The sequence below is a fragment of the Bacillus sp. FSL K6-2841 genome (genome assembly GCF_037976435.1).
GTDB lineage: Bacteria > Bacillota > Bacilli > Bacillales > Bacillaceae > Bacillus > Bacillus pumilus.
In genome coordinates, this window is record NZ_CP150266.1 from 2,844,283 (window position 1) to 2,870,267 (window position 25,985).

Genomic DNA, 25,985 nt, shown 5'->3' on the forward strand with positions numbered 1-25,985 from the left:
TTTTGACGTTATTATTATAAAAACAGAAATGATACACAGTCAAACAAATCTGTTTTTATTTTACAAAATGAGTCTATAGAATTACTGTATTTTCGCTTTTTATCTAGTATTTAACATTTTTTTGGTCATATATTCTCAATAAGTGTAGACACACTTCACTGAATCTTTCCGCCTATTGATTTATTACTACGTTATTATTGTACTATTTCTTTTTCGCCTTCTTTCAGCATGATACGCTCGCTTCTCACAGCGATCTCTTTTTTAAATTTATGGCATTTTGTTATTGATTTACGTACCGTTTTCTCTTCATAATGTAAGTACGTGAAATATTCGAAAAAGCAGGGGTTTTTATGACAAAAAAGACAGATCCATTTAAGTATAGTCTTGATCGTTTAGAGGATGTGGCAGACCAAATTAGTGATGTGCTCAATTGCCCTATTACTATAGAAGATACGCATCATCGATTGCTGGCTTATAGCACACATAATGATTTTACTGATCCCGCCAGAACTTCAACCATTATCTCCCGCCGTGTACCGGAAAAAGTCATTAATCGGCTTTGGAAAGACGGCATCATTCCTACACTCCTTAAAACAGACGAACCGCTTCGTGTCCCTCAAATTGCAGAGGTGGGTTTATCTAGCAGGGTGGCCATTTCAATCTGGAAGGACAAAGAAGTACTCGGATTTATCTGGGCGATTGAATCCACACAGCCTTTTTCAGAAGAAGACATGGACCTTCTGAAGATGGCAGCACATGCTGTTAAAAACAAATTACTTAACTTACAAATTCGCAAAACGAAAACAGAAGAACGCAATCAGGAGCTTTTTTGGAAGATGCTCACAGGTCATATTCATGAAAAGGATGAGATGCTCGACCTATTTTTAAGACTCGGCATCAGATGTCCAGACACGTATGCCATCATCATCTTCCGACTTCGTGATGAACTCACAGAGGACACAGAAAAAAAGCTATCTTATCTGCTTGAAACAACGCAGCAAGTCCAAGTGTTGTTAACGACTGTTGATTTTCACGAATTCATTATTCTTGTCTCACCAAAAACAGAGCACCCGTTGCAGGATATTAAACAATTCACAAGCGGCATGCTGCAACAGCTGTCTGACCGTTATCATATCCATCACGTTCAAGCGGCGATTGGTGGAATTTACGATAACATCTCTCATATTCAGCCATCCTATAAAGAAGCACTCGCTGTATTAAAAACAAAAGAACGCTTCCCTGTTGAAACCGAACGTTTACACAGTTTTTCTGAACTCGGTATTTATCAATATTTAGATGTTCTCGCTGAAAAACGAAGGGGCTCATCTTACTCCAGTTACTCCTTATCAAAGCTGGAAGATTACGACCTGAGGCATCATTCCAACCTAGTTGAAACCCTTGAACGGTTTATTGACTGTGACAGCAATGCCAATATTGCGGCAAAGCAATTAAACATCCACATCAATACATTGAATTACAGATTAAAACGCATTACTGACATTGCAGAAATCGATTTAAAAAACATGAATGAGAAAATGACCATATACCTTGATATGAAGCTAAAAAACGTCCATTTGTGAAATTTCACAAAGAGGCGTTTTTTTATTTTTTATTTCAACCGAAGCATTTTTTAAACATTCAGGATACACTAGACATACAATATGAATAGATAAGCATGGGAGGAATAAACATGATCATCGGCATTCCGAAAGAGATTAAGAACAATGAAAACCGAGTGGCATTAACACCAGGAGCAGCTTCTCAATTACTTTCAGCTGGACATCAGATTTTGATTGAAACAAACGCTGGTTTTGGAAGCGGATTCACTGATGACGATTATGTATCTGTTGGTGCAGAAATTCTTGATCAAGCGAAAGATGTGTGGGCATCTTCTGATATGATCATGAAGGTAAAAGAACCATTACCTGAGGAATATTCATTTTTCAGAGAAGGACTCATCTTATTTACGTACCTGCATCTTGCGGCAGAGCCCTCCTTGGCTGAAGCTTTAAAACAAAAAGGCGTCACAGCTATTGCTTATGAAACAGTAACGGACGGAAAATCACTCCCTCTCTTAACACCTATGTCTGAAGTGGCAGGCAGAATGGCCGCTCAAATCGGTGCACAATTTTTAGAAAAACCAAAAGGCGGTAAAGGCATCTTACTCGCAGGCGTACCAGGGGTATCAAGAGGGAAGGTCACCATTATAGGCGGCGGTGTTGTTGGAACAAACGCAGCGAAAATGGCGATTGGACTTGGCGCAGATGTCACTCTGATTGACGTAAACGCAGAACGCTTACGTCAGCTGGACGATCAATTTGGTCATCAAATGAAAACGTTAATGTCTAACCCTGTCAACATCGCCGATTCAGTCAGTGAGGCTGACCTTCTCATTTGTGCGGTATTGATCCCAGGTGCCAAAGCACCGACGCTTGTGACGGAAGAAATGGTGAAGCAAATGAAGCCCGGTTCCGTCATCGTAGACGTAGCCATTGACCAAGGCGGCATTGTCGAAACAATTGATCATATCACAACACATGATCAACCTACTTATGAAAAACACGGTATTTTACATTATGCTGTCGCCAATATGCCTGGAGCCGTTCCACGGACATCGACTGTTGCTTTAACAAATGTCACCGTTCCCTACGCACTACAAATTGCTAATAAAGGCGCTGCAAAAGCCATTCAAGAAAACAAAGCCATCGCAGAAGGTGTCAATGTCATGAACGGACATATCACATATGAAGCCGTCGCTCGTGATCTCGGCTATGATTATGTACCAGTTCATCAAGCGATCGATGCGTCTTCTATGACAGAAGCTTAATACAGACCCGCCCTTTTGATGGGTGGGTTTTATTGTTAACCAATATTAAAAACAGGTTGACAAACAACCTTCATCCCCTTAATCTATTTGTACAGATAAGACAGGGGGAAACATCATGCAACAGAAAACAAGAACCGCTGATTTTGTGCTAGTCGGAATGTTTGCTGCACTCATGGCGATTGGAGCCAATATCACATCCATTGTGCCGTTTTTGCAGGTCGGCGGAATTCCACTTACGATGCAGCCTTTTTTTTGTGTACTTGCTGGTCTTTTGCTTGGTAGACGGCTTGGTGCATTAGCGATGATTGTATATGCCTTGGTTGGAATTGCTGGCGCACCTGTATTCGCACAGTTCTCAGCAGGCTTTGGAGTGATTTTAGGCAAAAGCGGTGGTTTTGTCTTATCGTATATTCCTGCTGCCTGGCTAGCTGGATTCATTTTAGAAAAAAGAAAAAATCCTGGCTTTGGCCGCTTTTTGCTTGCAGCTATTGCAGGTACGACCGTCATGTATATGATCGGAACGACTTATACGTACCTCGCATTAAATGTGTGGCTGAATGCACCTATTTCCTATCAAACCACGTGGTTCTTTATGATCTGGTTTATGGTGAAAGACTACGCATTGACGATATTGCTTGCAATGCTGGCCCCTAAAATTTATCGCTCTGTTTCAAAAGCCACGTCCTTTCGAAAACAACAAGCCGCATCATAATTGCAGACATCATCTACAAGTCGCATAGAAAAGAGCCTGTCTTCATTCAGGCTCTTTTTTCATCATTATTCCGTATTATTCCGCGTATTGGTCGATGATTCCTTCTAGCATCCCTTCAAGCACTTCTACATCTTCAAGATCTGATGGACTGAAGCGGTAGCGCACAAGCTGTTCTCCATCATGATACATCTCCTCAAGCCACCCTCTGAGTCCTCTTGCTCTGCGGTCGACTTCGAAAACAATGTCTAACCCGCCTTCATCTATCAGAAAAATCAGCTCTAACTCATCAAGCATATAACGATAGTCGTCTGATGTCGGAATAAACTCAAATTCTTGAACAAATGGCAGACGACGCTGAAAGTAAGGTGCTTGTTCACAGTCCGCTTCGGTCAGGTGGAAGCCAAGATTTCTAGTGGCCTCCAGTACATTTCTCACCCAAGGATGTGCTTCAACGAAAATGCGGTCATAGTCAGATTTATCGATTCCTCCTTGGATATCAAGGTCTGTCATTACTGCAATTTCTACTTTTCCGATCGTCATCGGGGTATCGATAGGAAGAATAAATGAAAACGGAAATTCATGCTTTTCTCCAGGCTGGATGATAAAAGAATCCGTCACCCGTAAAGTAAAGATATTCACATATTTTCTATGCTCTTCATCATCTTTCACAATCACATACTGTGTTTGAATCTTGACATTGATATAGCGGATGTCCTGAGAGATTTTCCCGCCCTTTACATGGACGGTTCCCCTTACTTCTTGTCATGGATAATAGGCGTTTTTCTCCAAAATGGTATCTACTTTCGCTGCACCAATCCCAGCACTTGCCGCTAGCTTTTTAAAAAATGACATCTCTCATCTTCCCCTTTTCATTTTTATCAGCATATATACGTAAGAAAGAGAAAGAAAGATTCATTTAATTCATACTTTAGACCTAATTATTTTTCACCTTCAGAAAGTGAACAAATGGATAAAACATCACAAAAAAAGCTTATAGAAAAAACAACGTTTTCTCTACAAGCTTTCATGTTAAAGAATAATTGCCGCAAGCCAGCCGAAGAGGACAAGCGGAACATTATAAAATACGAAGGTTGGAACACAAGTACCCCAAATGTGGTGATGCTGTCCATCCATATTCAATCCAGATGTCGGTCCAAGCGTACTGTCACTTGCAGGTGAACCTGCATCGCCAACAGCCGCAGCTGAACCAATAATAGCAATGGTGGCTAGTGGGCTAAATCCTAAGTGCATACATAACGGAACAAAAATGGTTGTAATGATTGGAATCGTCGCAAAGGATGAACCGATCCCCATTGTCACAAGTAAACCAACTAATAGCATTAAAATGGCCGCAACGCTTTGATTGTTTCCAATGAACTGAGAAGATGCTTTCACTAGTTGTTCAATATCTCCTGTTTTCGTTAATACGTTGGCAAATCCAGCCGCTACAAGCATGACAAAGCCGATAAATGCCATCATATTCATACCGGAAGTAATCAGCGCATCCGCTTCATCTCGTTTCATCATGCCTGTGGCAAACAGAACAAGAAGACCTGCCAGTGCACCGAAGATCATTCCTTCCACACCAAGGCTTTGAGATAAATAAAGCTGGACAATAAGTGAGACAAGGATAGCCAGCACTGCAAGCAATAAGCTCTTTTTCGTATAAGCTGATTTTTCTACGTCCGTGATATCTCGATCCTCATATACCCTTGGTTTCCGATACACGAAAAGTGAAACAAGCAGCCCGAGTACCATGCCCCCTACAGGAATAAGCATGGCTAGTGGAACATCTGATAATTGTACAGTTAATCCTGCCTCTTTCATGTTATCACGAAGCATTCCGTGGAAAATCTGTCCAAAACCGACTGGAAGTAAAATATATGGTGCAGTGAGTCCGAAGGTCATGACACACGCTAGCAGTCTGCGGTCAATTTGAAGCTCGTTAAACACTTTTAATAATGGCGGAATTAAGACTGGAATAAAGGCAATGTGAACCGGAACGACGTTTTGTGAAAAACAAGATACGATCAAAATCACAAGAATGATCAGTACTTTTGATAATGTTTTTCTTCTTGAGTCGCCTTCTTTTCCTAAAAGTTTCACTGCTCCTTCAACCATGGCATCTGGAAGGCCTGTTTTCGTCAGCGCCGCAGCAAATGCCCCTAAAAGCGCATAACTAATTGCCACTGTCGCATTTCCTCCGAGCCCATCAGTAAAGGCTTCAACTGTTCCTCCAAGGCCTAATCCACCTGCAAGTCCGCCAGCTAAAGCACCAAGTGCGAGGGCAATGACCACATTGACCCGCAGCAAGCTTAATATCAACATTAAAAGAACCGCTATCACAACTGCATTCATGATGAAACCTCCGAAATCCTTTAGTTTACTAATGTAGTAGATAATTAAAGTACCAACGTATGTTACCATAGAAAATTTTCTTCGTCAAATGGCGTATGGCCTACATAAAAAAGGCCCTGCCAGTTGGCAGAGCCTCATCCTTTATTTCTTTCCTTCAAATCGTTCCACAAATGTGGCCAATGACCGCACCATCACACCTGTCGCTCCTGTTGGCCCAAAGCATGAAGGCTTTTCTGTTGTAGCTGTTCCTGCAATATCCAAGTGAACCCAAGGCGTATCCTCAGCGAATTCACCAATGAATGCACCTGCCATGATCGCATGTCCATCACGTCCTGGTGAGTTATTGAGATCCGCCATTTTGCTGTTTCGTACGCGCTTTTTATCTTTTTCGGTGATTGGCAGCTGCCAAATCATTTCACCGCATTCTTCTGATGCCTCTTTAAACTGGGCATACAGTTCATCGTTATTTGTCATGACGCCTGTTGTCTCATTTCCAAGTGCCACAATGACTCCGCCTGTTAATGTCGCCACGTCTATAAGAACAGAGGCACCGTGCTGCTTCGCATATGTCACCCCATCTGCTAAAACAAGACGCCCCTCTGCATCCGTATTCAGTACTTCGATTGTTTTACCGCTAAGCGACACAATGACGTCATCCGGTTTCATAGCATCAGCCGAGATCATATTATCGGTTGAGGCAATGACAGCAATGACATTTTTTTCTGGGCGCAGTTCACCGATGATTTCCATGGCACCTAAAACAGAGGCTGAGCCGCCCATATCAGTTTTCATTCCAACCATACCGGCTCTTGGCTTTAATGAATAGCCACCAGTATCATACGTGATGCCTTTACCGACAAGCCCAATCACGTCCGTCCAGTCTTCCTTGCCTTGATATTTCAGAACGATGAGCTTTGGTGGTTCTGTTGAGCCTCTATTGACAGCTAGAATCCCGCCCATCCCGAGCTCTTCCATTTGTTCTTTATCTAAAATTTCAATCTCAAATTCGTATTTATACGCAAGCTCTGCCGCGTACGAAGCCAGATCAGAGGATGTGAGCATATTCGGCGGCATATTCACAAGGGTACGGGCTGAATTGACGGACTGTCCGTAGACTTCGCCCACTTTCAGACTTGCCTGAATTTCTGCTGTATCATGATCCGTCGTTGCATAAACAAACTCGATGAAGCGATCCGGTTCATTTGTTTTATGTTTAAAATCTTGTAATTCATATGTAGCTAAAAGGCAGTTTTCAGAAAGGGCATGGGCTGCATCTTGGGCAGGCAGATCCTTTCCAATAAACGTATCCAGTAAGACAGAAACCGCTTGCTTTTTATCTTGATGAAGCTTTTTAAATAAATGGGCAAACGCTTCTTTTGCCTCTTCAAACGTGTAATCTGATTCCTTCCCAAGCCCGACAAAATAAACGCGTTTGATGCCTGTTTCAGGGGACGGGAAAAACTTCGAAAGTTGATTTCGTTTAGATGAGATATCGCCTTCTTTTAATAATTCAGTGATTCGTCCTTCAAGTAATTCATCCATTTCTTTTGCTTTTCCTGATAATTGGCTCTTTTGAAAAAGTCCAATCGCCAGTGTATCTTTATGTTGCCATTCATTTGTCGAGAAAAACATATTTATCACACGCTCCTTCAATGAACTCCATTTTTCACATTGGAACTTCTATTATATCAAAATTTGCGAGTCTATACGATCATTGCCAATCTGTCTTTTCTTGATGAACATTTATATTTTCACACGCGGAAGGGCATCATGAAAAAGCGATGAAAACTTGTACAGCCCCCCTGCACTCTCCTCGTTCCACATCTACTTTCTTTAATGTTATAATTGAACATGGACTTGGCAGCTTTTTGAATCTGCTATCATTTTTTCATCATACTAGGGTACACAGTCCATCATTTTGCACGATATTTTTTCTTACAGAGAGGATGTTTCTTGTTCATGAGCGTACTGACGAATTTTCCGCTGCTTGCCAGCCTTGCAGCCATCTTTTTTGCTCAATTTGTAAAAGTACCGATTCAATTTATCATTTCTAGACGACTAGATTGGTCGCTCATTACAAGCACAGGCGGAATGCCAAGTTCACACTCCGCAGCCGTAACAGCACTCTCAACAGCAGTGGCTTTAGAGCACGGGCTAAATACATCGATCTTTGCGATTTCCGCCATCTTTGCGATTATTACCATGTTCGATGCAACAGGTGTACGCAGACAGGCAGGAGAACAGGCGACTGTACTGAACAAACTGGTAACAGATTTTAACCGATTTGTTTCTGAAGCAAAGAATTTCCCGAGTGCGGAAGAAAAAGAAAAGCAAAAAAAATTGAAAGAGCTTCTTGGTCATAAGCCGATTGAAGTCTTCTTTGGCGGCTTAACAGGGATCTTACTGACACTCATCTTAGATTATTACTTCATGTAGAAGCGAAAAAAGCTTTGGACCTAAAACTTGTCCAAAGCTTTTTTTATTCTTTATTGGCTTGAAACTGCTGACGGAATACTTGCATGGATTTTGCTTCATTCAGCTGGTTTAAGTCTTTTTCCGTTAACGTTCCTTCTCCCTTTTTGATGATATACACATCGAGTACTTTTTTACCCCATTCTCTATACACATCATCTACCGTTTCATAGTATAAATCCAGCTTATGACCTTTAATAGCTTTTCCCGTATCTGCGACCACTCCGTAGCCGTAGTTTGGGATAAAGAGCACCGTTCCAATTGGAAAGACTGATGGGTCAGCAGCCACAGTTGAATATAAATCACGTTTCACTTTGACGCCTGAATATGTAATGCCATATGCATGGTGTTCCTTCGTTTTACCTGTTGATTCAACACCTGCTGTATAGCCTGTGGCAACAACCTTTTGCTTCGGGTAATCGTTCCAATTAAACGCTTCTTCGAGAGAAATAGCCCGCAAGTCATCGCTTTTGAGTGCCATCGTTTCTCTTTTTTGCTGTTGGAAAAAAGAAGATACTTGCTTGCCAGGATCAGTCTCTTTCACCCAGGCAGCTACATCACTTGGTTCAACGCCAGATATGCCCGTAAAGCTTGTCAAAAGAGCAAGCATAAAAAGGGCTGTCATGAACAATCGTTTCATCCATGTTTTCATCTTTATTTGTCACTCCTCTACCCATCTATTTGTTTCCAAACGAAATGGAAACTATGCAAAGGAGAAACAAAAAAACTCACTTGCCTATCCACAAGTGAGTTAAAACATTTGATATCCTCTTTTTCGAAGTGCATTAATGACAAAACCTGATGCAATTGCACCAATCAGACCACTTAACAAGATTATGATATCAGCCGCAGCGAGAGAGACTATGCGGTCCCCTATTCCTGAAAAAGCGATGCCCGGTTCTCTGACATAAGCGATCATCTTTTGATTATTGATAATGAAAAGGCATACAATTGGATATAAAATAGCCATAATCCATGACATTCTCAGCAGCATATTGAGCAAAAAGCCAATGCCGAAGAATAACACGAAAAATAAAATAACGGAAATAATAACGACTGGTAAACTGATCACTTCATCTCCACCCCCAAATATCCCATCATTAGTTTAACTTGGAAATAGAGATGAAGTCAATCAATGGAAAAAGCAGATGAATTAAAGCTTCTTTCCTGTCCCTTTACATTCCTCACATGTTTCAGATCCGCCGAGCAATAACTGAAAATATCCTTTCCCCGAACAATATTGACAAGTAGACTTTTTTTCTTTTGTATGTGCATTCATATTGTTCACTCCCTTAATCTAAATTTTCTGATAATTCATCATACCATACTTTACTGCCAATGACCAAGTAAGAAAATATGCCAAAAAAAAACGTGTATCACGAGGATACACGTTTTTGTCTATATCGGTTTAGAAGAACTTGAATTTTCCTTTTTTCAGAACAAGTCCTGGTCCGCCAACCATGAATAAAGAACGGTTGTCGATGATTTTCTTCATTGCTGAAGCTTTTGTTCCTTGAAGTTTTTTACCAAACGCAACACCTACAGCGTCATGTTCACCAAGAGAAGCAACTGTTCCTTTGATGTCTGGCTTAAAGCTTTCAAGAGAACCACCTTTCACTAGTGCTGCAAGGTTTTTCGCTACTGTTTCACCTTGCTGCATCGCAATTTGTGCAGTTGGTGGGTATGGACGGTTGATTTCTTCATTGATGATCAATGAACAGTCACCGATGATGAATACATCATCATTTTCTGGTACACGAAGATCTGGAGATACTTTTACGCGGCCGCGCATGTTTTCAAATCCAGCTTCTTCTACGATTGGGTTACCGCGTACACCAGCAGCCCAAACAACAGTTTCAGCTTTGATTTCTTCGGTATCATCGTCTTTTCCAACAATGATGCCTTCAGGCGTACATTCTTTGATCGCTGTACCAATTTTGAACTCAACGCCTTTTCCTTGAAGGTAGTTCATTGCATAGTCGATCAATTCAGGATCGAATCCTGGAAGAGCTGTTGGTGCAGCTTCTACACAGATAATGCGCACGTCTTTTTGATCAATATCATACTCTTTGCAAAGCTCAGGTACACGGTTTCCAAGCTCACCAAGGAACTCAATACCTGTGAAGCCCGCACCGCCGACAACGATTGTCAAGCGCTCTGGACGTTTTTCAGCTTCCGTATTATATGTCGCAAATTGAAGCTCAATGTGCTCACGAAGCTGACGAGCAGAGTTGATGTTAGAGATTGAGAATGCATATTCTTTCAGTCCTGCAATACCAAATGTTTCAGGAACAGCACCAAGCGCAACAACAAGGTAGTCATAAGAAAGTTCGCCATCTGATGTCACAACTTTCTTCTCTTCCTTATTAATGCTTTCAACTGTTGCTTGTACAAAGTTGACACGGGAACTGTTAATCACATCTTTGATTTGATAACGACAACGGTCATGATGAAGAGTACCTGCACTTGCTTCATGTAACCATGTTGTTTCGTAATGATAATTATGCTTGTTCACAAGAGTAATGTCCGCATCATTTGTGCCAAGCTGTTTTGTTAATCTTGTTACAGTCATTAATCCGCCATAACCTGCACCTAATACAACGATTTTCGGTTTATTCACTGGAATCACATCCACCTTTTTTAAATTTGCTGTAAAACGGATAAAAGAATTACATATCGTTATTCTCAACCGCTTTCCGGCATTTTATGAAATTTAAACAAAAAAATAAGTATGTGAAAATCTGAACTTTCACCTACATAAAACGAAAGCATTTGACCGTATCCGACAAAAATTCATAAAAAATTAATATTTAGTTCCCTTAACAATAATAGCGAGTTCTGATCCAATTTTCAAGGCTTTAAACTGAAAATCCTTATGATAAACGGTCTTTCTCACTTTTTCCTCTTTTTCAAAGCTTCGGCATCAAAAAACGACAAGTTTTTCAAAACAAGTCAAACGACGATGTGTGGTATGATATGATATAGTGATAACAATTTTCATTTGGGAGGATTAAAGGAATGCAAGAAGATTCTAAGGTATATGACATTACCGTTATCGGGGGCGGCCCAGTAGGATTGTTTACTGCTTTTTACGGCGGCATGAGACAGGCAAGTGTGAAAATTATTGAGAGCCTTCCTCAGCTCGGCGGTCAATTATCCGCTCTTTACCCTGAAAAATATATTTATGATGTGGCTGGTTTTCCAAAAATCCGCGCACAAGAATTAGTTGATAACTTAAAGGAACAAATGGATAAATTTGATCAAACCATTTGCTTAGAGCAAGCAGTTGAAACGGTTGAAAAACAGGCAGATGGGATCTTTAAACTTGTGACAAATCAAGAGATTCATTATTCTAAAACGATCATCATCACAGCTGGTAATGGGGCATTCCAACCGAGAAAGCTTGAGCTAAGTGCAGCAGAATCATTTGAAGGTAGCAACCTGCATTACTTCATTAATGATTTGAACCAATTTGCTGGCAGACGTGTGGCCGTTCTTGGCGGCGGAGACTCTGCGGTGGACTGGGCACTGATGCTTGAACCAATCGCAAAAGAAGTATCCATTATTCACCGCCGCGATAAATTCCGCGCACATGAGCACAGTGTAGAAAACCTGCACAACTCGAAAGTCAATGTCGTGACGCCATTTGTCCCAACGGAGCTCGTTGGTGAAGATCGCATTGAACAGATTGTGCTGGAAGAAGTCAAAGGCGACAAAAAACAAGTACTTGATGTGGACGATGTGATCGTCAACTTCGGTTTTGTTTCCTCCCTCGGACCAATTAAGCAATGGGGGCTTGAAATCGAAAAGAACTCGATCGTTGTGAAATCCACAATGGAAACAAACATTGAAGGCTTCTATGCGGCAGGAGATATCTGTACGTATGAAGGAAAAGTCAAATTGATTGCCAGCGGTTTTGGTGAAGCACCAACGGCTGTCAACAATGCGAAAGCCTACATGGACCCGAAAGCCCGTGTACAGCCTCTTCATTCCACAAGCTTATTTGAAAACAAATAAGCGAGATCAAAAAAAGGAGTTCCCACTAGCGGAACTCCTTTTTCGTTTATTTAAAAACCCCAATATAGGCATTCGCCATTCCAAGTACCATTGCAGCAAGCAGCACCACAACAATCCCTGCCACAACCAAAATTACCCGATCCTTCACACGTTCCTTTTTCGGAAGCGGCTTCTCAATCCCGCAAGCTGGACACGTTTTGGACCGATACGGAATCAGTTCATGACAGTTCCTGCAATTGATTTGTTCACTCAAACCTCAGCAACCTCTTTTCTACCTACAGTTTATGTTTGGTTCTCATGATACTCTTTTCGGGTGGAAATAGCCAGTTGTGAGAGCAAGCTGTAACAAAATTGAGCGATTTATAAATGGTTGAAGTGAGAATGAAGGTTTCATCTGATCAACCGATATAGGAAAAGAAGAAGATCTTAATGAAGGATAGGTGGAAAGATGTTAAAACGTTTCATAATCAGTTTGGGCTTATTACTGATGATTGGTGGCTCAGTTGAACTGTTTGCAAAAGACTATAATAAACATTATGCTCAGTTCGCAGCAGGATTGAATATTGATGTTGATCAACTAGAACCATTTTTAAATCGTGTGTCCACTTCAATTTTAGATTCTGGATTGAGTGATCAAGAAATCAAACAGATACTCTCCAAAGTTCAAAAAATGAATAAAAACAATGAAACGGAAAAAATGGGTACATTTGAAGTGGTGTACCACGAAAAACCAGCAAAGATTAAAATGGTGATTGAAGTCCATGTGGAAGATGACAATAAAGAAGTGGTCATCTATATGTTTAGCACCCAAGAGCTGGTGGATGTCTTGGATAAAGAGCTGTTGAAAATAGAAGAAGCAATATAGAAAGAGACACTGAATGAGTGTCTCTTTTTTTATGGTTGGTTTTCTTCATCAAAAAAGCCTCCTCGATCGTGTTGTTTACAAAAACAAACGAACAAGAAGGCTTATCTTAATTCACGATCAGTTGTTAACACTCTTCCGGTGTACCGGTATTCGTCGCTGTTCTGAACGAAGAACCGCATCCGCATGACGCAATCGCGTTCGGATTGTCAATCGTGAAACCGCCGCCCATTAGTGATTGTTTGAAGTCAATGATGGTGCCGTTCATGATATCAAGGCTTTCGGAGTCGACAAGGACCTTTATGCCTTGCTGTTCGAACTGCGTGTCTTTCTCTGAAACTTCATGGTCAAAGCCCATTCCGTATGAAAGACCGCTGCAGCCGCCGCCTTTTACGCCCACTCGTAGGAACGCATTTTCTTCTTCATGTTCTTTCATCATATCTTTAATCTGCAGTGCAGCAGCTTCTGTAATGGTTACTGGTGTACTCATGATCATCCCTCCTTTTGACTGGATGTTTCTTTTCAATTATAAACGTGATGGTGCCTTTTCTCAAATAAATGGTTTACAGATAAAATGTGCCGTCACAAATCGTTTCAGCAGGTCCTGTCATAAGCACATGCTCATTGTCTTTCCAGCGAATGATGAGATCTCCGCCAGCTAAGTGAACCGTCATGTCTGTTTCTCTTTTCGCCTGTCCATTCACAATCGTGGATACGGCCGCGGCGCAAGCTCCCGTTCCGCAGGCTTGAGTAATGCCAGATCCTCTTTCCCACACACGAAAATGCAGCTCTGTTTCACTCACCACTTCTACAAATTCTACATTGACGCCTTCTGGGAACATGTCGTGTTTTTCGATGATTGGCCCAATTGTATCTAGCGGTGCCTTTTCGATGTCCTCCAGATAAAAAACGATGTGCGGATTTCCCATTGAAACAGCCGTTCCATTTAAGGTCATCGTGCCAAAATCAATCGGTTCATTAATCGTTGTGCTTGCTGGTTCGCCAAGCATCGGCATCTCTTCTTTTTCAAAACGAGGCTTTCCCATATCTACTGTCACTAAATGTACGGTACCATTCTGCACATGAACGGTCGCTTCAACGAGTCCTGACAATGTCTCAATCTGGAAGGTTGTGTCTGTTACGATTTGATGCTCATACACATATTTAGCCACGCAGCGCAGACCGTTACCGCAGTTTTTCCCCTCTGAACCATCATTGTTAAAAATGCGCATTTTCACAGGTGCAACATCTGATGGGCAAATAAGAATCATTCCGTCTGAACCGATTCCTGTGTAAACAGAAGAAACCCGGATCGCGATCTCTGATAGCTGCTCTTCTGGAAGCTGTTCCTTCATCTGATTGACGTATATATAATTATTTCCTAACCCGTGCATTTTCGTGAATTGAAATGATGTCATGAGCTTCCTCCAAAAATGTTGTTTCTTTATAGTATAAAAGGAGTCGGTTCAGGAGACAATCTTATCATCCCCCGTTTTTCATACATAAAAGCTCTTTGCTGCCATGGCAAGGGGCTTTTATTATGCATATGCCTCATTTTCTCTCGTGTGATGCTTCATTTTGATGATATTTTATTAGCATAACATATTGGATGCGCTTTCTATTGATTCTCCTTGAAAATGGAAACTAAAAATATGAAAAAAATGCACCTCATGACCCATGTGGTGCATTTAAAACATCTCATTTTCCTCTATAAAAGCATAAATACGCTCGACTAGCTGCTCTGCATTTTCTCCGGAAACAAATTCTCCATTCACGAGTGCAAATGGGGAGTCCATACATTTGCCGCAATAGCTTAAACAGCCGTATTCCATAACGTCTAGGTTTGGGTCTTTATCAAGCTTCTCTTTTGCTTCTTGAGACCCTTGCGCAAGATTACTTACACAAAATTCGATCAGTGGGAACACTTTGCTTCACCTCACATTGCTTTACCATCCTACCGAAATTCCTTCTATTAGTCAAAACATGAGCTTCACCTGTATCGTTACGCCTATTCCTCGTAAAATGTTTTACTATTTAGGACTAACTAATGAATATGTAGGTTATTTTGAAACAATTATTGTGGTTTCACAGTAAATTCGATATAATTTTATTTGGTATTTTAACTTAAAGTTTTTTAGTATAAGTGTTTTTCAATGTCTACGGGGAAAAGGAGAATCGTCATGAAAAATTTAGTCTTGATCGGCGGAGGTTACGGGAATATGCGGGTTCTCCACCGCTTATTGCCAAATCAATTACCTGATGATGTTACCATCACATTAATTGATCGAAATCCTTACCACTGTTTAAAAACAGAATATTATGCACTCGCTGCTGGAACGATCTCTGATCATCACATTCGAGTATCATTTCCAGAGCATCCGAAGCTGGATATTCAATATGGGGAAGTAGAAAAAATTGATATTGAAAACAAACAGATCTTATTCAGCGACCGTGAACCCATTCCTTATGACGACACGGTGATTGGGCTCGGCTGTGAGGACAAGTATCATAATGTCCCTGGTGCGAAAGAACATACATACAGCATTCAAACCATTGATCAGTCAAGACACACGTATAACAAATTAAACAATTTGAGTGCAGGTGCAACGGTTGGCATCGTCGGTGCTGGACTTAGCGGGGTAGAGCTAGCCAGTGAATTAAGAGAAAGCCGTGCTGATTTAAACATTATTCTTTTCGACCGCGGAGAGTTGATTTTATCAAGCTTCCCAAAAAGATTAAGTTTATATGTGCAAAAGTGGTTTGAAGAAAATGATGTAAAGATCATTAACTGTGCGAATATTACGAAGGTTGAAGAAGGTATTGTTTATAACCATGATGATGCCATTGAAGCAGAGGTCATCGTATGGACAGCAGGCATTCAGCCAAGCAAAGTGATACGAGAGATGGATGTTGAAAAGGACGTACAAGGCCGCGTCATATTAACACCTCATCACAATCTCCCTGGAGATGAGCACGTCTATGTCGTGGGTGATTGCGCAAGTCTTCCGCATGCTCCAAGTGCACAGCTTGCCGAGGCGCAGGCAGAACAAATTGTCCAATCTCTGCAAAAACGCTGGAAAAACGAGCCGCTTCCTGAGGCTTATCCTCAGTTTAAGCTAAAAGGTGTCTTAGGATCTTTAGGGAAAAAAGCTGGCTTTGGCTTAGTAGCAGATCGTCCACTTGTTGGCCGTGTACCAAGACTTCTAAAATCCGGACTCCTTTGGATGTATAAGCACCACAATGGCTAACATCATGTGAATTTTATCTCAAAGCTCCTTCTCGTCGAGGGAGCTTTTTTCTATGAAACGGCATGTGCCGATGAACGGGTCAATTTGATTGGAGCAAGGGCAAGGATGCAATCTTTACGAAATGTTCTCATCGTCTTTTTTGATAAACAATACGCTTGGATGAGTTGGTCTGTTTGACGGTGAACAATAATTTTACGCTTCGTGCACTCTCCGTTCTTCTTCATATAAATCATCTCAATTGGTATTTGCTGATGAAGAGATTGTTTCAGTAAATAATTCATGATGCTCACGCTCCTTTCATTTTATTATAATCGAACAAACGTTCTCTTTCAACCTAGAAAGGAACGTTTGTTCTGTTTATTTTCTCAAAAAGAGAACAGTTTATTCACTGCTCTCCGTGTAACCGTATTTCTCCATTTCTTGATAAATGTCTTTTAATTTTGGATTACCCTCTCCAACAATTTGATCCTCCACTAAGACAAGTGGATAAAAGAATTCATCCTCAAGAATTCGTTCAGACAATTCCTTTTGGTGTTCGTTTTCTGGCGGGTGCTCAATATCAATATATGTGATGCGAAACGGCTGATTCGGATATTTTCGTTTTAACGCTGCATCTAACCACTCAAATGTGTCTTTTGAAGAAGGCAGATTGACGCAGCTAGCACAGAGTACATCTCTTCCATATACATAAAGATCAACGGTTTGATTCATTTGACAAGCCCCCTATTCTTTCTTTATTTTAGCTGAATTTTCTGTATGAAAAAAGTCAAAATCACTTTTTGTTTCAAGATGAGATTGTGCTATAATGAGAAGGAAACTTTGAAACCAATCAATAGATTTTTATCGTCCAGATGAATATAATGGTGATATGTTGTGAAAGGAGCGATTATATCCAATGACTGAAGTCGAAATGAAAGACCAAGTACAGGAAGTACTGGACAAACTTCGTCCATTTCTATTACGTGATGGTGGAGACTGTGAGCTTGTAGACATTGAAGATGGCATTGTGAAATTACGTCTTCTTGGTGCATGCGGCAGCTGCCCAAGTTCAACCATTACATTAAAAGCCGGTATTGAGCGCGCATTATTAGAAGAAGTGCCTGGCGTTGTAGAAGTTGAACAGGTTTTCTAATTCATATATGACATGAAAACGACCCGAATTTGGGTCGTTTTTTTTAGTTTAACTTCTCTCTAAACCAATCCTTTATAAAGGTCAGTCTTTGAATACGCTGCCCCGGATGGCCGCTTCTGGATAAATCATGAGATGCTTTCGGGAATTTGACGAGCCTTGTGTCTTTCCCAAGCTCCTTCAGTGCTACAAAAAGCTGTTCTGCTTGATCGACTGGGCAGCGATAGTCTTCATCGCTATGCAGGATGAGAAGTGGCGTATTTACCTGCTTCACATACTTTAGCGGCGAACGATCCCATAGCTTATCGGCTGAATCATAAATATCCCCATCCATCTGCCATCTTGTGAAGTAATAACCGATATCACTGATGCCATAAAAGCTAATCCAGTTTGAAATGGACCGCTGTGTGACGGCTGCGCGAAAACGGCTGGTCTGTCCGACAATCCAGTTGGTCATAAAACCGCCATAGCTGCCGCCTGTCACTCCAAGTCTTGTTTCATCAAGGAAATCATAGGCTTTCAGCACATGATCAACAGCTTGCATGACATCCTCATAATCAACGTCACCATAGCTCCCTCTCACACGGTCGGTAAACATTTGTCCGTATCCATGACTGCCATGAGGATTGATATATACGATGGCATAGCCTTCAGAAGCGAGCATTTGAAATTCATGAAAATACGTATAACCATACATGGCATGCGGTCCGCCATGAATTTCTAAAATAAGCGGATAAGTCTTCCCCTCTTCCATCTGGGAAGGCTTCATCAACCAGCCATGCACCTCGCCGCCTTCTTTTGACTGAAACGAAAATGGCTCTGGTACCGATAGGACATGCTCCTTGAGGAATTCATCATGCTCAAACGTGATTTTCTTTAGATCTGCCTCTCCTAATGTCAGCTCATACAGCTCACTTGGTGAAACGGGTGACAGCCGGCTCAGCAGCATTTTGGATTCATTCGGATGAAGGCTGAAGTTTGTGATATGTTCTGCCTCTAAACGAACAGGATAGGCTAAGCCTTCAACGGAGAAATAATAAATCCCTGTACTGCCTTGATCAGAAACAAGCGAATAAAATCCCTGGCTGTCCTTTGTCCACTGCGGAAGCTGATTGGCTTCGCCCATAACGCTATCCCCTGCCATACAGTTGCCCACATACATATCGAGCATTTCTGACAGCTGAATGACTTTTTGCTCCTTCAGATCATACAGCCATAATGCTGGGAAGGTCGCATTTTGAAATTCACGCTCATGTCCAATATACACGAGGCTCTCTCCATTAGGAGCAAAAGACACGGCGGAATAAGCGCCAGCAGATTGTGTCATTTTCTTTGTCGTACCGTCCTCTAATGATTGGAGGTACACGTCACTTATGTAAGGTTTCTGAGGATTTGATTGAATATAGGCAAGCCATTTCCCGCACGGAGAGAGCGTGTGATTCACATGATGATGCTCTCCGCTCGTAACTGCCCTGGCCTCTCCTGAATGAACATCCACTTGAATGATCTGCGTAAAACGTCCATCTAAAAAGCCTCTACCATCTGCTTTATAGGTTAAATCATCATATACCGCAGGAGCGAACTCATCTCGCTCTTCCTTCTTTTCATCATGAACAGATTCTGATGGTTTCAGTGACACAGCCGCATAAATGAAAGCTCCATCTAGTGAAAAGACAGGATGAGATACCCCGTAAGGAATCGCCGTTAAGGTGCGCACACCGCCTCCCTTGCTCTGAATGAGTGCAAGCTGAGGAGCTTCCTTTGGCTTTTGCAAAATAAACGCAAGCTGCCTGCTGTCTTTTGACCACACTGGCTGATGATGCTTTCCATCCTCAAATGTCCATTGTGACAGCTCCTCTGTCTCTTCATCTCGAACCCATAAATGGATATTATAATCGTCTTTGTTGTCATTCACCGTGACCTTTGTAAAAACCGCCTTTTTTCCATCTGGTGAATAAACCGGATGAGAAACAGAAACAATTTTCGTTAAATCTTCTGCTGTCATCAATTTCTTCATGAATGTATCTCCTCCTTTTATGCATAAAAAATAGTTCGATCCTCTAAATAATAATCCCTGCTTCATTTTATAAAAACAAGAATAAAAAAAGAACGTGCATTTTTTACAGCACGTTCTTTACTTGATTGACTGGATCATGCTCCACGACAACACCTTCTACTGGTACCGTCAGCAAATCTACTTCGCAATGCGGGAAGTTTTGGGCAAGCTGCTTTTTCAGCGCTTCTCCCTTCCCTTTTTCAACTAAGGTTAAGATTGTCGGACCAGCACCGCTTAATGCCGTTCCATACGCCCCTTTTAGCGAAGCGACATGCTCTACCTTCGACAGCTCTGGGACGAGCATTGTGCGGTAAGGCTGATGAAATAAATCCTTATTCATCATTTCTCCAACAAGCGGCCAGTTTTGCGTCATTAATGCCGCAACAAGCACGTTGCTCACAGCACTCGCACTGACGGCATGTTTATAGGAAAAATCCTCTGGCAGGACATCACGGGCATCCTTTGTCAGTACTTCATAAAAAGGAATCACGACGACAACATCTATATCCACATGCTGCACTTTGACAGCATGTGTCTTGTCTTCTTCATGAAGACCAATCAGTAAACCTCCGAATAAAGAGGCACCCGCATTATCTGGATGACCTTCTACCTCACTTGCAAAAAAGAGCTTTTGATCATCCGGCATATTTAATTCAAGAAGCTGATTGGCTAGCTCAATGGCTGCCACAATTGCAGCAGCACTGCTTCCCAGCCCCCGTGCCAATGGAATATCACTCCACACTTTGACATAAACAGGCGGGAGTGTTTTTCCAAAGTGATCTGCGACCTTTTTGGCTGTTTGATAAATGAGGTTGTCGGTGCCAGATGGAATCCCAGACACGACTTCTGATTCTGCTTCAAACAGCCAGCTATCATGGTCATAGACCGATAGCTTTAAATAACGGCTGAGCGCCATTCCAACTGAATCAAAGCCTGGTCCTAAATTGGCAGTGCTTCCCGGTACTGTGATTGAAAAAAGCATGGAGGCTTTACTCATACGCGCGCGGCCTTTTCCAAGTGTTCAAGAATTTGATCTTCATCTGCATCGAGTGTGACCGGCTTGATTTGTGAAATATCAATGGCCGTATTCGGATCTTTCAATCCGTTGCCTGTTAATACTGCAACAACTTTACTGCCTGGCTTGATCTCTCCGGATTTCACCTGCTTTAGCACACCTGCGATAGACGCACATGAGCCTGGCTCTGCAAACACGCCTTCTTCACGAGCAATCAATTGATATGCATGGAGAATTTCTTCGTCTGTCACTTCATCAATCTTTCCGTTTGATTCATCTGCCGCTGCCACAGCTTGTTTCCAGCTTGCTGGATTTCCGATACGGATAGCCGTTGCCACTGTTTCTGGCTGCTCAATCACTTCATTTCTCACGATCGCAGCTGCGCCCTCTGCTTCAAAGCCGCGCATGACAGGCAGTCCAGTTCCTTTTTTCTCATGGTATTCCTTGAAGCCTTTCCAGTAGGCGGTAATATTCCCCGCATTTCCAACAGGAATCGCCAGTACGTCCGGGGCCGAACCTAGCTGCTCACAGATTTCAAATGCCGCCGTTTTCTGTCCTTCAATTCGATACGGATTGACAGAGTTCACAAGGGCAATCGGCGATTTTTCACAGATGCTGCGGACGATTTTCAGTGCATCATCAAAGTTACCGTCAATCGCAATGATCTCTGCTCCGTACATCACCGCCTGTGCAAGCTTGCCAAAGGCAATTTTTCCGTCTGGAATGATGACGATACATTTCATATCAGCACGGGCTGCATAAGCGGCTGCCGCTGCAGAAGTATTCCCTGTCGAAGCACACATGACCGTATCATTGCCTTCTTCTTTTGCCTTTGCAACAGCCATGACCATCCCGCGGTCCTTGAAAGAACCTGTTGGGTTGACGCCTTCTGTTTTTACATGAAGCTCAATCCCTAGCTTTTCCGAAAGCTTGGAGAGGTGGATTAGCGGTGTATTCCCTTCATTTAATGTTAGTTTTGGTGTTGATTCGTTTACTGGTAAGAATTCTTGGAATTCTTCAATAAGTCCATTCCACTTCATCAGCTTAAACCGTTCCCTTCTACTCGGTACGTGCTCTTCACTTGAACCACCACGTCGAGATCGTTTAATTTTTGCAGGATATTTGAGAAATCTTCTTCTGAGGTCCGGTGTGTAATAATCACAATTTCAGCCAGCTCATCATGCCCTTTCACAGGAAGCTGAAGGATCTTTTCAAAGCTGATACCTCTTTCAGAAAAAATAGATGTAATGCGGGAAAATGCCCCGACTTGATCTCTCACATGAATTCTTAAAAATTGCTGAGCAAATACTTCCGATGGTGATTTGATCTTTTTCTCAAACTGCGGTGCAATAAATCCGCTTCCGTTCACGCCAAGGCGCATGTTTTTCATGACTGCGACTAAGTCTGATACCACAGCGGTTGCCGTTGGCAAACTTCCAGCTCCTGGTCCATAAAACATCGTTTCTCCCACAGCACTTCCATAGACATACACCGCATTGAATTCATTGTTGACCGATGAAAGCGGATGGTGATCAGGAAGTAACGTTGGCTGGACACTGACTTCTACTTTTTCTCCGTCCCGCTGGGCAATTCCGATTAGCTTCATTGTGTAGCCGAATCGTTTACTGAAATTAATGTCTTCATCAGAAACGTCAGAGATGCCACTGACCTTTACATCCTCTAATTCCACATTCATGGAAAATCCAAGTCTTGCAAGAATCGCCATTTTCCTTGCCGCATCTAGTCCTTCTACATCAGCTGTTGGATCTGCTTCTGCAAAGCCTAGATCCTGCGCTTCTTTTAAGACATCTTCATATGCACTTTTATCGACGTTCATTTTCGTTAAAATAAAATTCGTTGTGCCGTTCACAATCCCCATCATCTTCGTAATTCGGTCAGAGGCTAATCCTTCCTCCAGCGTACGCAGAATCGGAATTCCTCCGGCGACACTTGCTTCATAATAAAGATCACAGCCATTTTCTTTCGCCACATGTAAAAGCTCTGTTCCGTAAAGTGCCATTAAATCTTTATTGGCGGTAATGACATGCTTCTTTTCATTTAAAGCATCTATTAAATATTGTTTTGTCTCTTCAATGCCGCCCATCACTTCAATAATGACGTCGACCTCTGGATCTCTAATCACATCGTATACTTCAGTTGTGAAGACCTCTCTTGCCACATCCACATCTCTCTTTTTATCGGGATTGCTCACAAGCACTTTTTGTATTAATACCGGACAGCCGATCTGGTGCATTAATTTATCCTGATGATCTTGGATAATCTTGACGACACCGCTCCCCACTGTTCCTAATCCTAATAGTCCAACTCGAATTGCCTTCACCTGAAATTCCACCTTTCTCCGTCAATGTCCTCTCTAAAAAGACATTTGTTAACCTAACACAGACATTCAATGTACACACATTATAAAGGGGTATCCTCGTTTTGACAAGGTAATAAAATAAGAGATTGTTAGAATGAAACCGCTTAACAGCTATTTATATCAAGATTCTATATTTTCAAAATATTTTTGTCGGAAAAACTCCCGAAACTCAGGGAGCCTAATATGATGAGCGAACCGGCGTTTTAGCTTGCTGACCTTGTAGGACAAGCGCAATATTTTCAGCACATAAACGCATCATCGTTTTTCTCGTTTCAACACTTGCACTTCCAATATGAGGGAGAACCGTGACGTTAGGTAATGTTGTTAACGGATGAGATGGGCTGACAGGTTCCTGTCTAAATACATCCAGGCCAGCGCCGGCAATTTTTCCTGTCGTGACTGCCTCATATAAAGCATCCTCGTCCACAGTTTGTCCTCTTGATACGTTAATAAAATAAGCAGAGTTCTTCATCAGATCGAATGCCTTTTCATTAAACATATCTTTCGTTTCTGGGGTTAACGGTGTCAGGCAGACGATGAAATCAGACTGCGTGAGCAAATCCTCAAAAGCCGCGTAGGTCACGCCGAACTGCGCTTCTGCCTCTGGCTTTCTTGACCGGTTATGATACAGCACCTTCATGTCAAAGCCTGCTGCCCGCTTGGCAAGCGCTGTTCCGATGCTGCCCATGCCGACAATTCCAAGGGTTTTATGATGGATATCAGCTCCTGCAAGAAGAAGCGGTCCCCAGCCTGTCCAGTTTCCGTCCTTCACCCAATCACTCGCCTCGACAATCCGTCTAGCTGACGCCATTAGAAGGGCAAAGGCTAAATCAGCCGTGGATTCTGTTAATACATCAGGCGTATGACAAATGGTGATGTTGCGCTTTTTAGCGGCTTCAAGATCAATATTGTCATAACCCACAGCAAGGTTTGCGATGACCTTAACATGTGGAGCCTTTGATAAAAGGGCTTCATCTACTTGATCTGACAGCATGGTGAGAAGCGCATCCGCTTTCGCTGCTTGTTTTTCTAATTCTTCTCGTGGACATGGCTCCTCTTCGCTCGGCCACATCTCGATATGAGCGACTTCTTTTAGTGGTGTAAGTGATGCTTCATCCAGCTTTCTTGTGATATAGACATAAGGTTTCGTCAAGAAGAACACTCCTTTGATTGATTTCTTTAAGCATAACGAAAAACGCCTCAAGAGAAAAGAGACGTTTCATCTGTTCACTGAAACTTCAAATCAGTGGACCTGTGATCCAGCCAACAGGTGGAATGAGGCTCCCGCCGCTTCGCATGGCACTCATTTCTTGAAAGACCTTGAGAAAGTATTCATAGCGATTGGCATCATTTAAGACGTAATCTAGCCGTTCTTCATAATATGATTTTTCATTTTCTCCCGACATGTAGTAGCCTTCCACAATTTCAAAATAATGAAGCGGAAACAACAAGCGGCTGTATAGCAAACGCTTAGAAAAAGAAGAAAGTGGTGTTACCTGCTCATATTGCTGAAGAAAGGAGAAGCCCTCTTCAATTAAATCTTCCTTATGCTGGACAAAGGTTTCTCTTAAATATTCGGCAATATCCCGGGTTGGATGATCAAAGACCCAATCTACAGGTAAACGAAGCGGCTGCTCATCCGGCCATGTCCTCCGCGAAAAACGCTGGTGGCAGACAGTGCCTGAGTCACATTCTTTCGGTTCATCATCTAGCTCAGTATCCACTAAATATTGAATGGCGTTTTCCGTTAATCCAAGATAATACGGAAAGGATTCGATAAATTTTTTTTCAAACCGTTCTAGTGGTTTTTGATGCATTTGCTGCATCCAAAAGCCTTCAAGCTGATCTAACCGTTTTGCCCATAATTCCTTCCAGGCTCCCACACGTTTTGTTTCAGACACCTCATATGGAAATCCTCTTCCTCTGACATGAAAGGCCGCCAGCTCTGACGCCTGTTGAAACGAGCGGCTTGAGATCGGCGGTGCTGCCTTCAATAAGGCATACAGCTCCTTTCCATGAGTAAAGGTGGGCTTCTCTTCATTTGTTAATTCAAACACAGCGACGTATGGGTCTCCGGCATTCAGTAAATACTGACTGATATGAAACAGCTCTGTGAGTTCTTCTTCTCGCAAATGAGACACAGGAACAATGATAAAGAGAGCCTCCGACGTTTGAAAGCTCTGATAACTGCCATATGGCATAAGTTGACGCACATCAATACCAAATGTGTGATAAATGGTTTCTTTCATGTTTTCACCTGCGTTCATATGATCGATCTCTTATCATATCGTAGTCGCAGGTTGAGGGATTTATGAATACTATTTACTATCCGAAGCTTTTTACACGTTGTGGACAAATTACGAGGATTGGGTGAGGAATATATGCCGCATCATCATGAGATGAACGAAGTAGAAAAAACAGCAAGACGCCGTTTACAAGAACGAGGCGTATCCATTCAAGATATAGCAGACCTTGTCTACTTTTTACAGGAAAAATATCATCCTGGCTTAGACATGACAGAATGCATCCACAATGTGGAGCGTGTCATCGCAAAACGAGAAGTCCAAAATGCGATATTAACTGGTGTCGAACTAGACGTACTAGCCGAGCAAAAAAAACTGACCGAGCCGCTTCAGTCTATTCTAGAAACAGACGAAAGCCTGTATGGCGTTGATGAAATTTTATCATTTGCTATCGTCAACATTTATGGTTCGATCGGCTTTACGAATTACGGATATATCGATAAAGAAAAACCAGGAATTCTCGAGACACTGAACGATAAATCCACAGGGCAGTGCCATACCTTTTTAGATGACATTGTCGGCGCCATTGCTGCTGCAGCATCAAGCAGGCTGGCACATAGTGCGAGAAATGTGGAATGAAGCAAAAAAGAGGACGCGCGCATAACG

General features: G+C 42.1%; 26 protein-coding genes and 2 pseudogenes. 9 read left to right on the forward strand and 19 right to left on the reverse strand.

Going from position 1 to position 25,985, the window contains the following annotated elements; translation table 11 throughout:
• The first annotated feature begins 350 nt into the window (after positions 1 to 350).
• The 3 genes from MHH68_RS14615 to MHH68_RS14625 all read left to right on the forward strand — a co-directional run bounded on the left by MHH68_RS14615 (position 351) and on the right by MHH68_RS14625 (position 3,539).
• Positions 351 to 1,580 carry a PucR family transcriptional regulator gene (locus MHH68_RS14615; RefSeq protein WP_061409497.1) on the forward strand — a complete coding sequence of 410 codons (1,230 nt, stop codon included), beginning with the start codon at positions 351 to 353 and terminating at the stop codon, positions 1,578 to 1,580.
• A 110-nt stretch (positions 1,581 to 1,690) separates the two neighbouring features.
• Positions 1,691 to 2,827: an alanine dehydrogenase gene (gene ald / locus MHH68_RS14620; protein WP_061409499.1), complete on the forward strand. Its 1,137-nt coding sequence runs from the start codon at positions 1,691 to 1,693 to the stop codon at positions 2,825 to 2,827.
• Between the two features lie 115 nt (positions 2,828 to 2,942).
• The gene (locus MHH68_RS14625) at positions 2,943 to 3,539 is read left to right on the forward strand and encodes a biotin transporter BioY (protein ID WP_058013777.1); all 597 of its coding nucleotides are present in this window, start codon (positions 2,943 to 2,945) and stop codon (positions 3,537 to 3,539) included.
• 75 nt (positions 3,540 to 3,614) lie between these two features.
• Here MHH68_RS14625 and MHH68_RS14630 read toward each other — a convergent pair.
• The 3 genes and pseudogenes from MHH68_RS14630 to MHH68_RS14640 form a co-directional block, all read right to left on the reverse strand.
• Positions 3,615 to 4,391: pseudogene (locus MHH68_RS14630) on the reverse strand (sporulation protein).
• Between the two features lie 177 nt (positions 4,392 to 4,568).
• Positions 4,569 to 5,897, reverse strand: a complete 1,329-nt coding sequence (locus tag MHH68_RS14635) for a Na+/H+ antiporter family protein (protein WP_058013775.1) — start codon at positions 5,895 to 5,897, stop codon at positions 4,569 to 4,571.
• Positions 5,898 to 6,038: 141 nt separating this feature from the next.
• Positions 6,039 to 7,529, reverse strand: coding sequence for a leucyl aminopeptidase (locus tag MHH68_RS14640; protein ID WP_339163756.1), 1,491 nt, complete (start codon positions 7,527 to 7,529; stop codon positions 6,039 to 6,041).
• A 327-nt stretch (positions 7,530 to 7,856) separates the two neighbouring features.
• Here MHH68_RS14640 and MHH68_RS14645 point away from each other — a divergent pair, with 327 nt between their 5' ends.
• Positions 7,857 to 8,333, forward strand: a complete 477-nt coding sequence (locus MHH68_RS14645) for a divergent PAP2 family protein (protein WP_003212726.1) — start codon at positions 7,857 to 7,859, stop codon at positions 8,331 to 8,333.
• Positions 8,334 to 8,376: 43 nt separating this feature from the next.
• Here the strand turns inward: MHH68_RS14645 and MHH68_RS14650 are convergent, their stop codons facing one another.
• The 4 genes from MHH68_RS14650 to MHH68_RS14665 all read right to left on the reverse strand — a co-directional run bounded on the left by MHH68_RS14650 (position 8,377) and on the right by MHH68_RS14665 (position 10,995).
• On the reverse strand, positions 8,377 to 9,021 hold the full coding sequence (locus MHH68_RS14650; protein WP_003212854.1) for a 3D domain-containing protein: 645 nt from the start codon (positions 9,019 to 9,021) through the stop codon (positions 8,377 to 8,379).
• A 99-nt stretch (positions 9,022 to 9,120) separates the two neighbouring features.
• Complete coding sequence (locus tag MHH68_RS14655; protein WP_003212933.1) at positions 9,121 to 9,441, reverse strand: YuiB family protein; 321 nt, start codon at positions 9,439 to 9,441, stop codon at positions 9,121 to 9,123.
• An 81-nt stretch (positions 9,442 to 9,522) separates the two neighbouring features.
• Complete coding sequence (locus tag MHH68_RS14660) at positions 9,523 to 9,648, reverse strand: YuiA family protein (protein WP_157957789.1); 126 nt, start codon at positions 9,646 to 9,648, stop codon at positions 9,523 to 9,525.
• Positions 9,649 to 9,777: 129 nt separating this feature from the next.
• Positions 9,778 to 10,995, reverse strand: coding sequence for an NAD(P)/FAD-dependent oxidoreductase (locus tag MHH68_RS14665; protein WP_161808666.1), 1,218 nt, complete (start codon positions 10,993 to 10,995; stop codon positions 9,778 to 9,780).
• 392 nt (positions 10,996 to 11,387) lie between these two features.
• On the opposite strand from MHH68_RS14665, the gene yumC reads away from it, so the two are divergent.
• Positions 11,388 to 12,386: a ferredoxin--NADP reductase 2 gene (gene yumC, locus MHH68_RS14670; RefSeq protein ID WP_169055636.1), complete on the forward strand. Its 999-nt coding sequence runs from the start codon at positions 11,388 to 11,390 to the stop codon at positions 12,384 to 12,386.
• A gap of 46 nt (positions 12,387 to 12,432) precedes the next feature.
• Here the strand turns inward: yumC and MHH68_RS14675 are convergent, their stop codons facing one another.
• Positions 12,433 to 12,639: a hypothetical protein gene (locus MHH68_RS14675; RefSeq protein WP_012011136.1), complete on the reverse strand. Its 207-nt coding sequence runs from the start codon at positions 12,637 to 12,639 to the stop codon at positions 12,433 to 12,435.
• Positions 12,640 to 12,834: 195 nt separating this feature from the next.
• Between MHH68_RS14675 and MHH68_RS14680 the strand changes: the two genes are divergently transcribed.
• On the forward strand, positions 12,835 to 13,251 hold the full coding sequence (locus MHH68_RS14680; protein WP_339163760.1) for a hypothetical protein: 417 nt from the start codon (positions 12,835 to 12,837) through the stop codon (positions 13,249 to 13,251).
• Positions 13,252 to 13,375: 124 nt separating this feature from the next.
• On the opposite strand, the gene erpA is transcribed toward MHH68_RS14680, so the two are convergent.
• The 3 genes from erpA to MHH68_RS14695 all read right to left on the reverse strand — a co-directional run bounded on the left by erpA (position 13,376) and on the right by MHH68_RS14695 (position 15,173).
• The gene (gene erpA / locus MHH68_RS14685) at positions 13,376 to 13,738 is read right to left on the reverse strand and encodes an iron-sulfur cluster insertion protein ErpA (RefSeq protein ID WP_017358921.1); all 363 of its coding nucleotides are present in this window, start codon (positions 13,736 to 13,738) and stop codon (positions 13,376 to 13,378) included.
• Positions 13,739 to 13,811: 73 nt separating this feature from the next.
• Entirely contained in the window at positions 13,812 to 14,666 is an 855-nt protein-coding gene (gene dapF / locus MHH68_RS14690; RefSeq protein WP_339163762.1) for a diaminopimelate epimerase, read from the reverse strand.
• Between the two features lie 270 nt (positions 14,667 to 14,936).
• Positions 14,937 to 15,173 (reverse strand): YuzB family protein, encoded by a 237-nt coding sequence (locus tag MHH68_RS14695; protein ID WP_003213414.1) that lies wholly within the window; start codon positions 15,171 to 15,173, stop codon positions 14,937 to 14,939.
• Positions 15,174 to 15,428: 255 nt separating this feature from the next.
• Here MHH68_RS14695 and MHH68_RS14700 point away from each other — a divergent pair, with 255 nt between their 5' ends.
• Positions 15,429 to 16,496: an NAD(P)/FAD-dependent oxidoreductase gene (locus MHH68_RS14700; protein ID WP_339163764.1), complete on the forward strand. Its 1,068-nt coding sequence runs from the start codon at positions 15,429 to 15,431 to the stop codon at positions 16,494 to 16,496.
• Between the two features lie 50 nt (positions 16,497 to 16,546).
• On the opposite strand, the gene MHH68_RS14705 is transcribed toward MHH68_RS14700, so the two are convergent.
• On the reverse strand, positions 16,547 to 16,777 hold the full coding sequence (locus tag MHH68_RS14705) for a hypothetical protein (RefSeq protein WP_058013767.1): 231 nt from the start codon (positions 16,775 to 16,777) through the stop codon (positions 16,547 to 16,549).
• A 100-nt stretch (positions 16,778 to 16,877) separates the two neighbouring features.
• Positions 16,878 to 17,207 (reverse strand): YuzD family protein, encoded by a 330-nt coding sequence (locus MHH68_RS14710; RefSeq protein ID WP_058013766.1) that lies wholly within the window; start codon positions 17,205 to 17,207, stop codon positions 16,878 to 16,880.
• A gap of 121 nt (positions 17,208 to 17,328) precedes the next feature.
• Between MHH68_RS14710 and MHH68_RS14715 the strand changes: the two are divergent.
• A pseudogene (locus tag MHH68_RS14715) lies at positions 17,329 to 17,628 on the forward strand (NifU family protein).
• Between the two features lie 43 nt (positions 17,629 to 17,671).
• Here the strand turns inward: MHH68_RS14715 and MHH68_RS14720 are convergent.
• The 6 genes from MHH68_RS14720 to yutH form a co-directional block, all read right to left on the reverse strand.
• Positions 17,672 to 19,642, reverse strand: a complete 1,971-nt coding sequence (locus MHH68_RS14720; RefSeq protein WP_339163768.1) for a S9 family peptidase — start codon at positions 19,640 to 19,642, stop codon at positions 17,672 to 17,674.
• 103 nt (positions 19,643 to 19,745) lie between these two features.
• A complete protein-coding gene (gene thrB, locus MHH68_RS14725; RefSeq protein WP_058013764.1) occupies positions 19,746 to 20,678 on the reverse strand; it encodes a homoserine kinase in 933 nt (310 codons plus the stop codon).
• A complete protein-coding gene (thrC, locus tag MHH68_RS14730; protein ID WP_058013763.1) occupies positions 20,675 to 21,736 on the reverse strand; it encodes a threonine synthase in 1,062 nt (353 codons plus the stop codon). The genes thrB and thrC overlap by 4 nt, the downstream gene beginning before the upstream one ends.
• A complete protein-coding gene (locus MHH68_RS14735) occupies positions 21,736 to 23,037 on the reverse strand; it encodes a homoserine dehydrogenase (protein ID WP_058013762.1) in 1,302 nt (433 codons plus the stop codon). Before MHH68_RS14735 ends, thrC begins: the two co-directional genes overlap by 1 nt.
• A 217-nt stretch (positions 23,038 to 23,254) precedes the next feature.
• Positions 23,255 to 24,229 carry a D-glycerate dehydrogenase gene (locus tag MHH68_RS14740; protein ID WP_339163773.1) on the reverse strand — a complete coding sequence of 325 codons (975 nt, stop codon included), beginning with the start codon at positions 24,227 to 24,229 and terminating at the stop codon, positions 23,255 to 23,257.
• A gap of 85 nt (positions 24,230 to 24,314) precedes the next feature.
• Positions 24,315 to 25,325, reverse strand: coding sequence for a spore coat putative kinase YutH (gene yutH / locus MHH68_RS14745; RefSeq protein ID WP_058013907.1), 1,011 nt, complete (start codon positions 25,323 to 25,325; stop codon positions 24,315 to 24,317).
• Positions 25,326 to 25,457: 132 nt separating this feature from the next.
• On the opposite strand from yutH, the gene MHH68_RS14750 reads away from it, so the two are divergent.
• The gene (locus tag MHH68_RS14750; RefSeq protein ID WP_058013760.1) at positions 25,458 to 25,958 is read left to right on the forward strand and encodes a phosphatidylglycerophosphatase A; all 501 of its coding nucleotides are present in this window, start codon (positions 25,458 to 25,460) and stop codon (positions 25,956 to 25,958) included.
• The last annotated feature ends 27 nt before the right edge of the window (positions 25,959 to 25,985 follow it).

Excerpts from the sequence above, each read along its gene's own strand:
- MHH68_RS14615 (WP_061409497.1), top strand. The coding sequence starts at position 351 with ATGACAAAAAAGACAGATCCATTTAAGTATAGTCTTGATCGTTTAGAG.
- ald (WP_061409499.1), top strand. The coding sequence starts at position 1,691 with ATGATCATCGGCATTCCGAAAGAGATTAAGAACAATGAAAACCGAGTG.
- MHH68_RS14625 (WP_058013777.1), top strand. The coding sequence starts at position 2,943 with ATGCAACAGAAAACAAGAACCGCTGATTTTGTGCTAGTCGGAATGTTT.
- MHH68_RS14635 (WP_058013775.1), bottom strand. The coding sequence starts at position 5,897 with ATGAATGCAGTTGTGATAGCGGTTCTTTTAATGTTGATATTAAGCTTG.
- MHH68_RS14640 (WP_339163756.1), bottom strand. The coding sequence starts at position 7,529 with ATGTTTTTCTCGACAAATGAATGGCAACATAAAGATACACTGGCGATT.
- MHH68_RS14645 (WP_003212726.1), top strand. The coding sequence starts at position 7,857 with ATGAGCGTACTGACGAATTTTCCGCTGCTTGCCAGCCTTGCAGCCATC.
- MHH68_RS14650 (WP_003212854.1), bottom strand. The coding sequence starts at position 9,021 with ATGAAAACATGGATGAAACGATTGTTCATGACAGCCCTTTTTATGCTT.
- MHH68_RS14660 (WP_157957789.1), bottom strand. The coding sequence starts at position 9,648 with ATGAATGCACATACAAAAGAAAAAAAGTCTACTTGTCAATATTGTTCG.
- yumC (WP_169055636.1), top strand. The coding sequence starts at position 11,388 with ATGCAAGAAGATTCTAAGGTATATGACATTACCGTTATCGGGGGCGGC.
- MHH68_RS14680 (WP_339163760.1), top strand. The coding sequence starts at position 12,835 with ATGTTAAAACGTTTCATAATCAGTTTGGGCTTATTACTGATGATTGGT.
- erpA (WP_017358921.1), bottom strand. The coding sequence starts at position 13,738 with ATGAGTACACCAGTAACCATTACAGAAGCTGCTGCACTGCAGATTAAA.
- dapF (WP_339163762.1), bottom strand. The coding sequence starts at position 14,666 with ATGACATCATTTCAATTCACGAAAATGCACGGGTTAGGAAATAATTAT.
- MHH68_RS14700 (WP_339163764.1), top strand. The coding sequence starts at position 15,429 with ATGAAAAATTTAGTCTTGATCGGCGGAGGTTACGGGAATATGCGGGTT.
- MHH68_RS14705 (WP_058013767.1), bottom strand. The coding sequence starts at position 16,777 with ATGAATTATTTACTGAAACAATCTCTTCATCAGCAAATACCAATTGAG.
- MHH68_RS14710 (WP_058013766.1), bottom strand. The coding sequence starts at position 17,207 with ATGAATCAAACCGTTGATCTTTATGTATATGGAAGAGATGTACTCTGT.
- MHH68_RS14720 (WP_339163768.1), bottom strand. The coding sequence starts at position 19,642 with ATGAAGAAATTGATGACAGCAGAAGATTTAACGAAAATTGTTTCTGTT.
- thrB (WP_058013764.1), bottom strand. The coding sequence starts at position 20,678 with ATGAGTAAAGCCTCCATGCTTTTTTCAATCACAGTACCGGGAAGCACT.
- thrC (WP_058013763.1), bottom strand. The coding sequence starts at position 21,736 with ATGAAGTGGAATGGACTTATTGAAGAATTCCAAGAATTCTTACCAGTA.
- yutH (WP_058013907.1), bottom strand. The coding sequence starts at position 25,325 with ATGAAAGAAACCATTTATCACACATTTGGTATTGATGTGCGTCAACTT.
- MHH68_RS14750 (WP_058013760.1), top strand. The coding sequence starts at position 25,458 with ATGCCGCATCATCATGAGATGAACGAAGTAGAAAAAACAGCAAGACGC.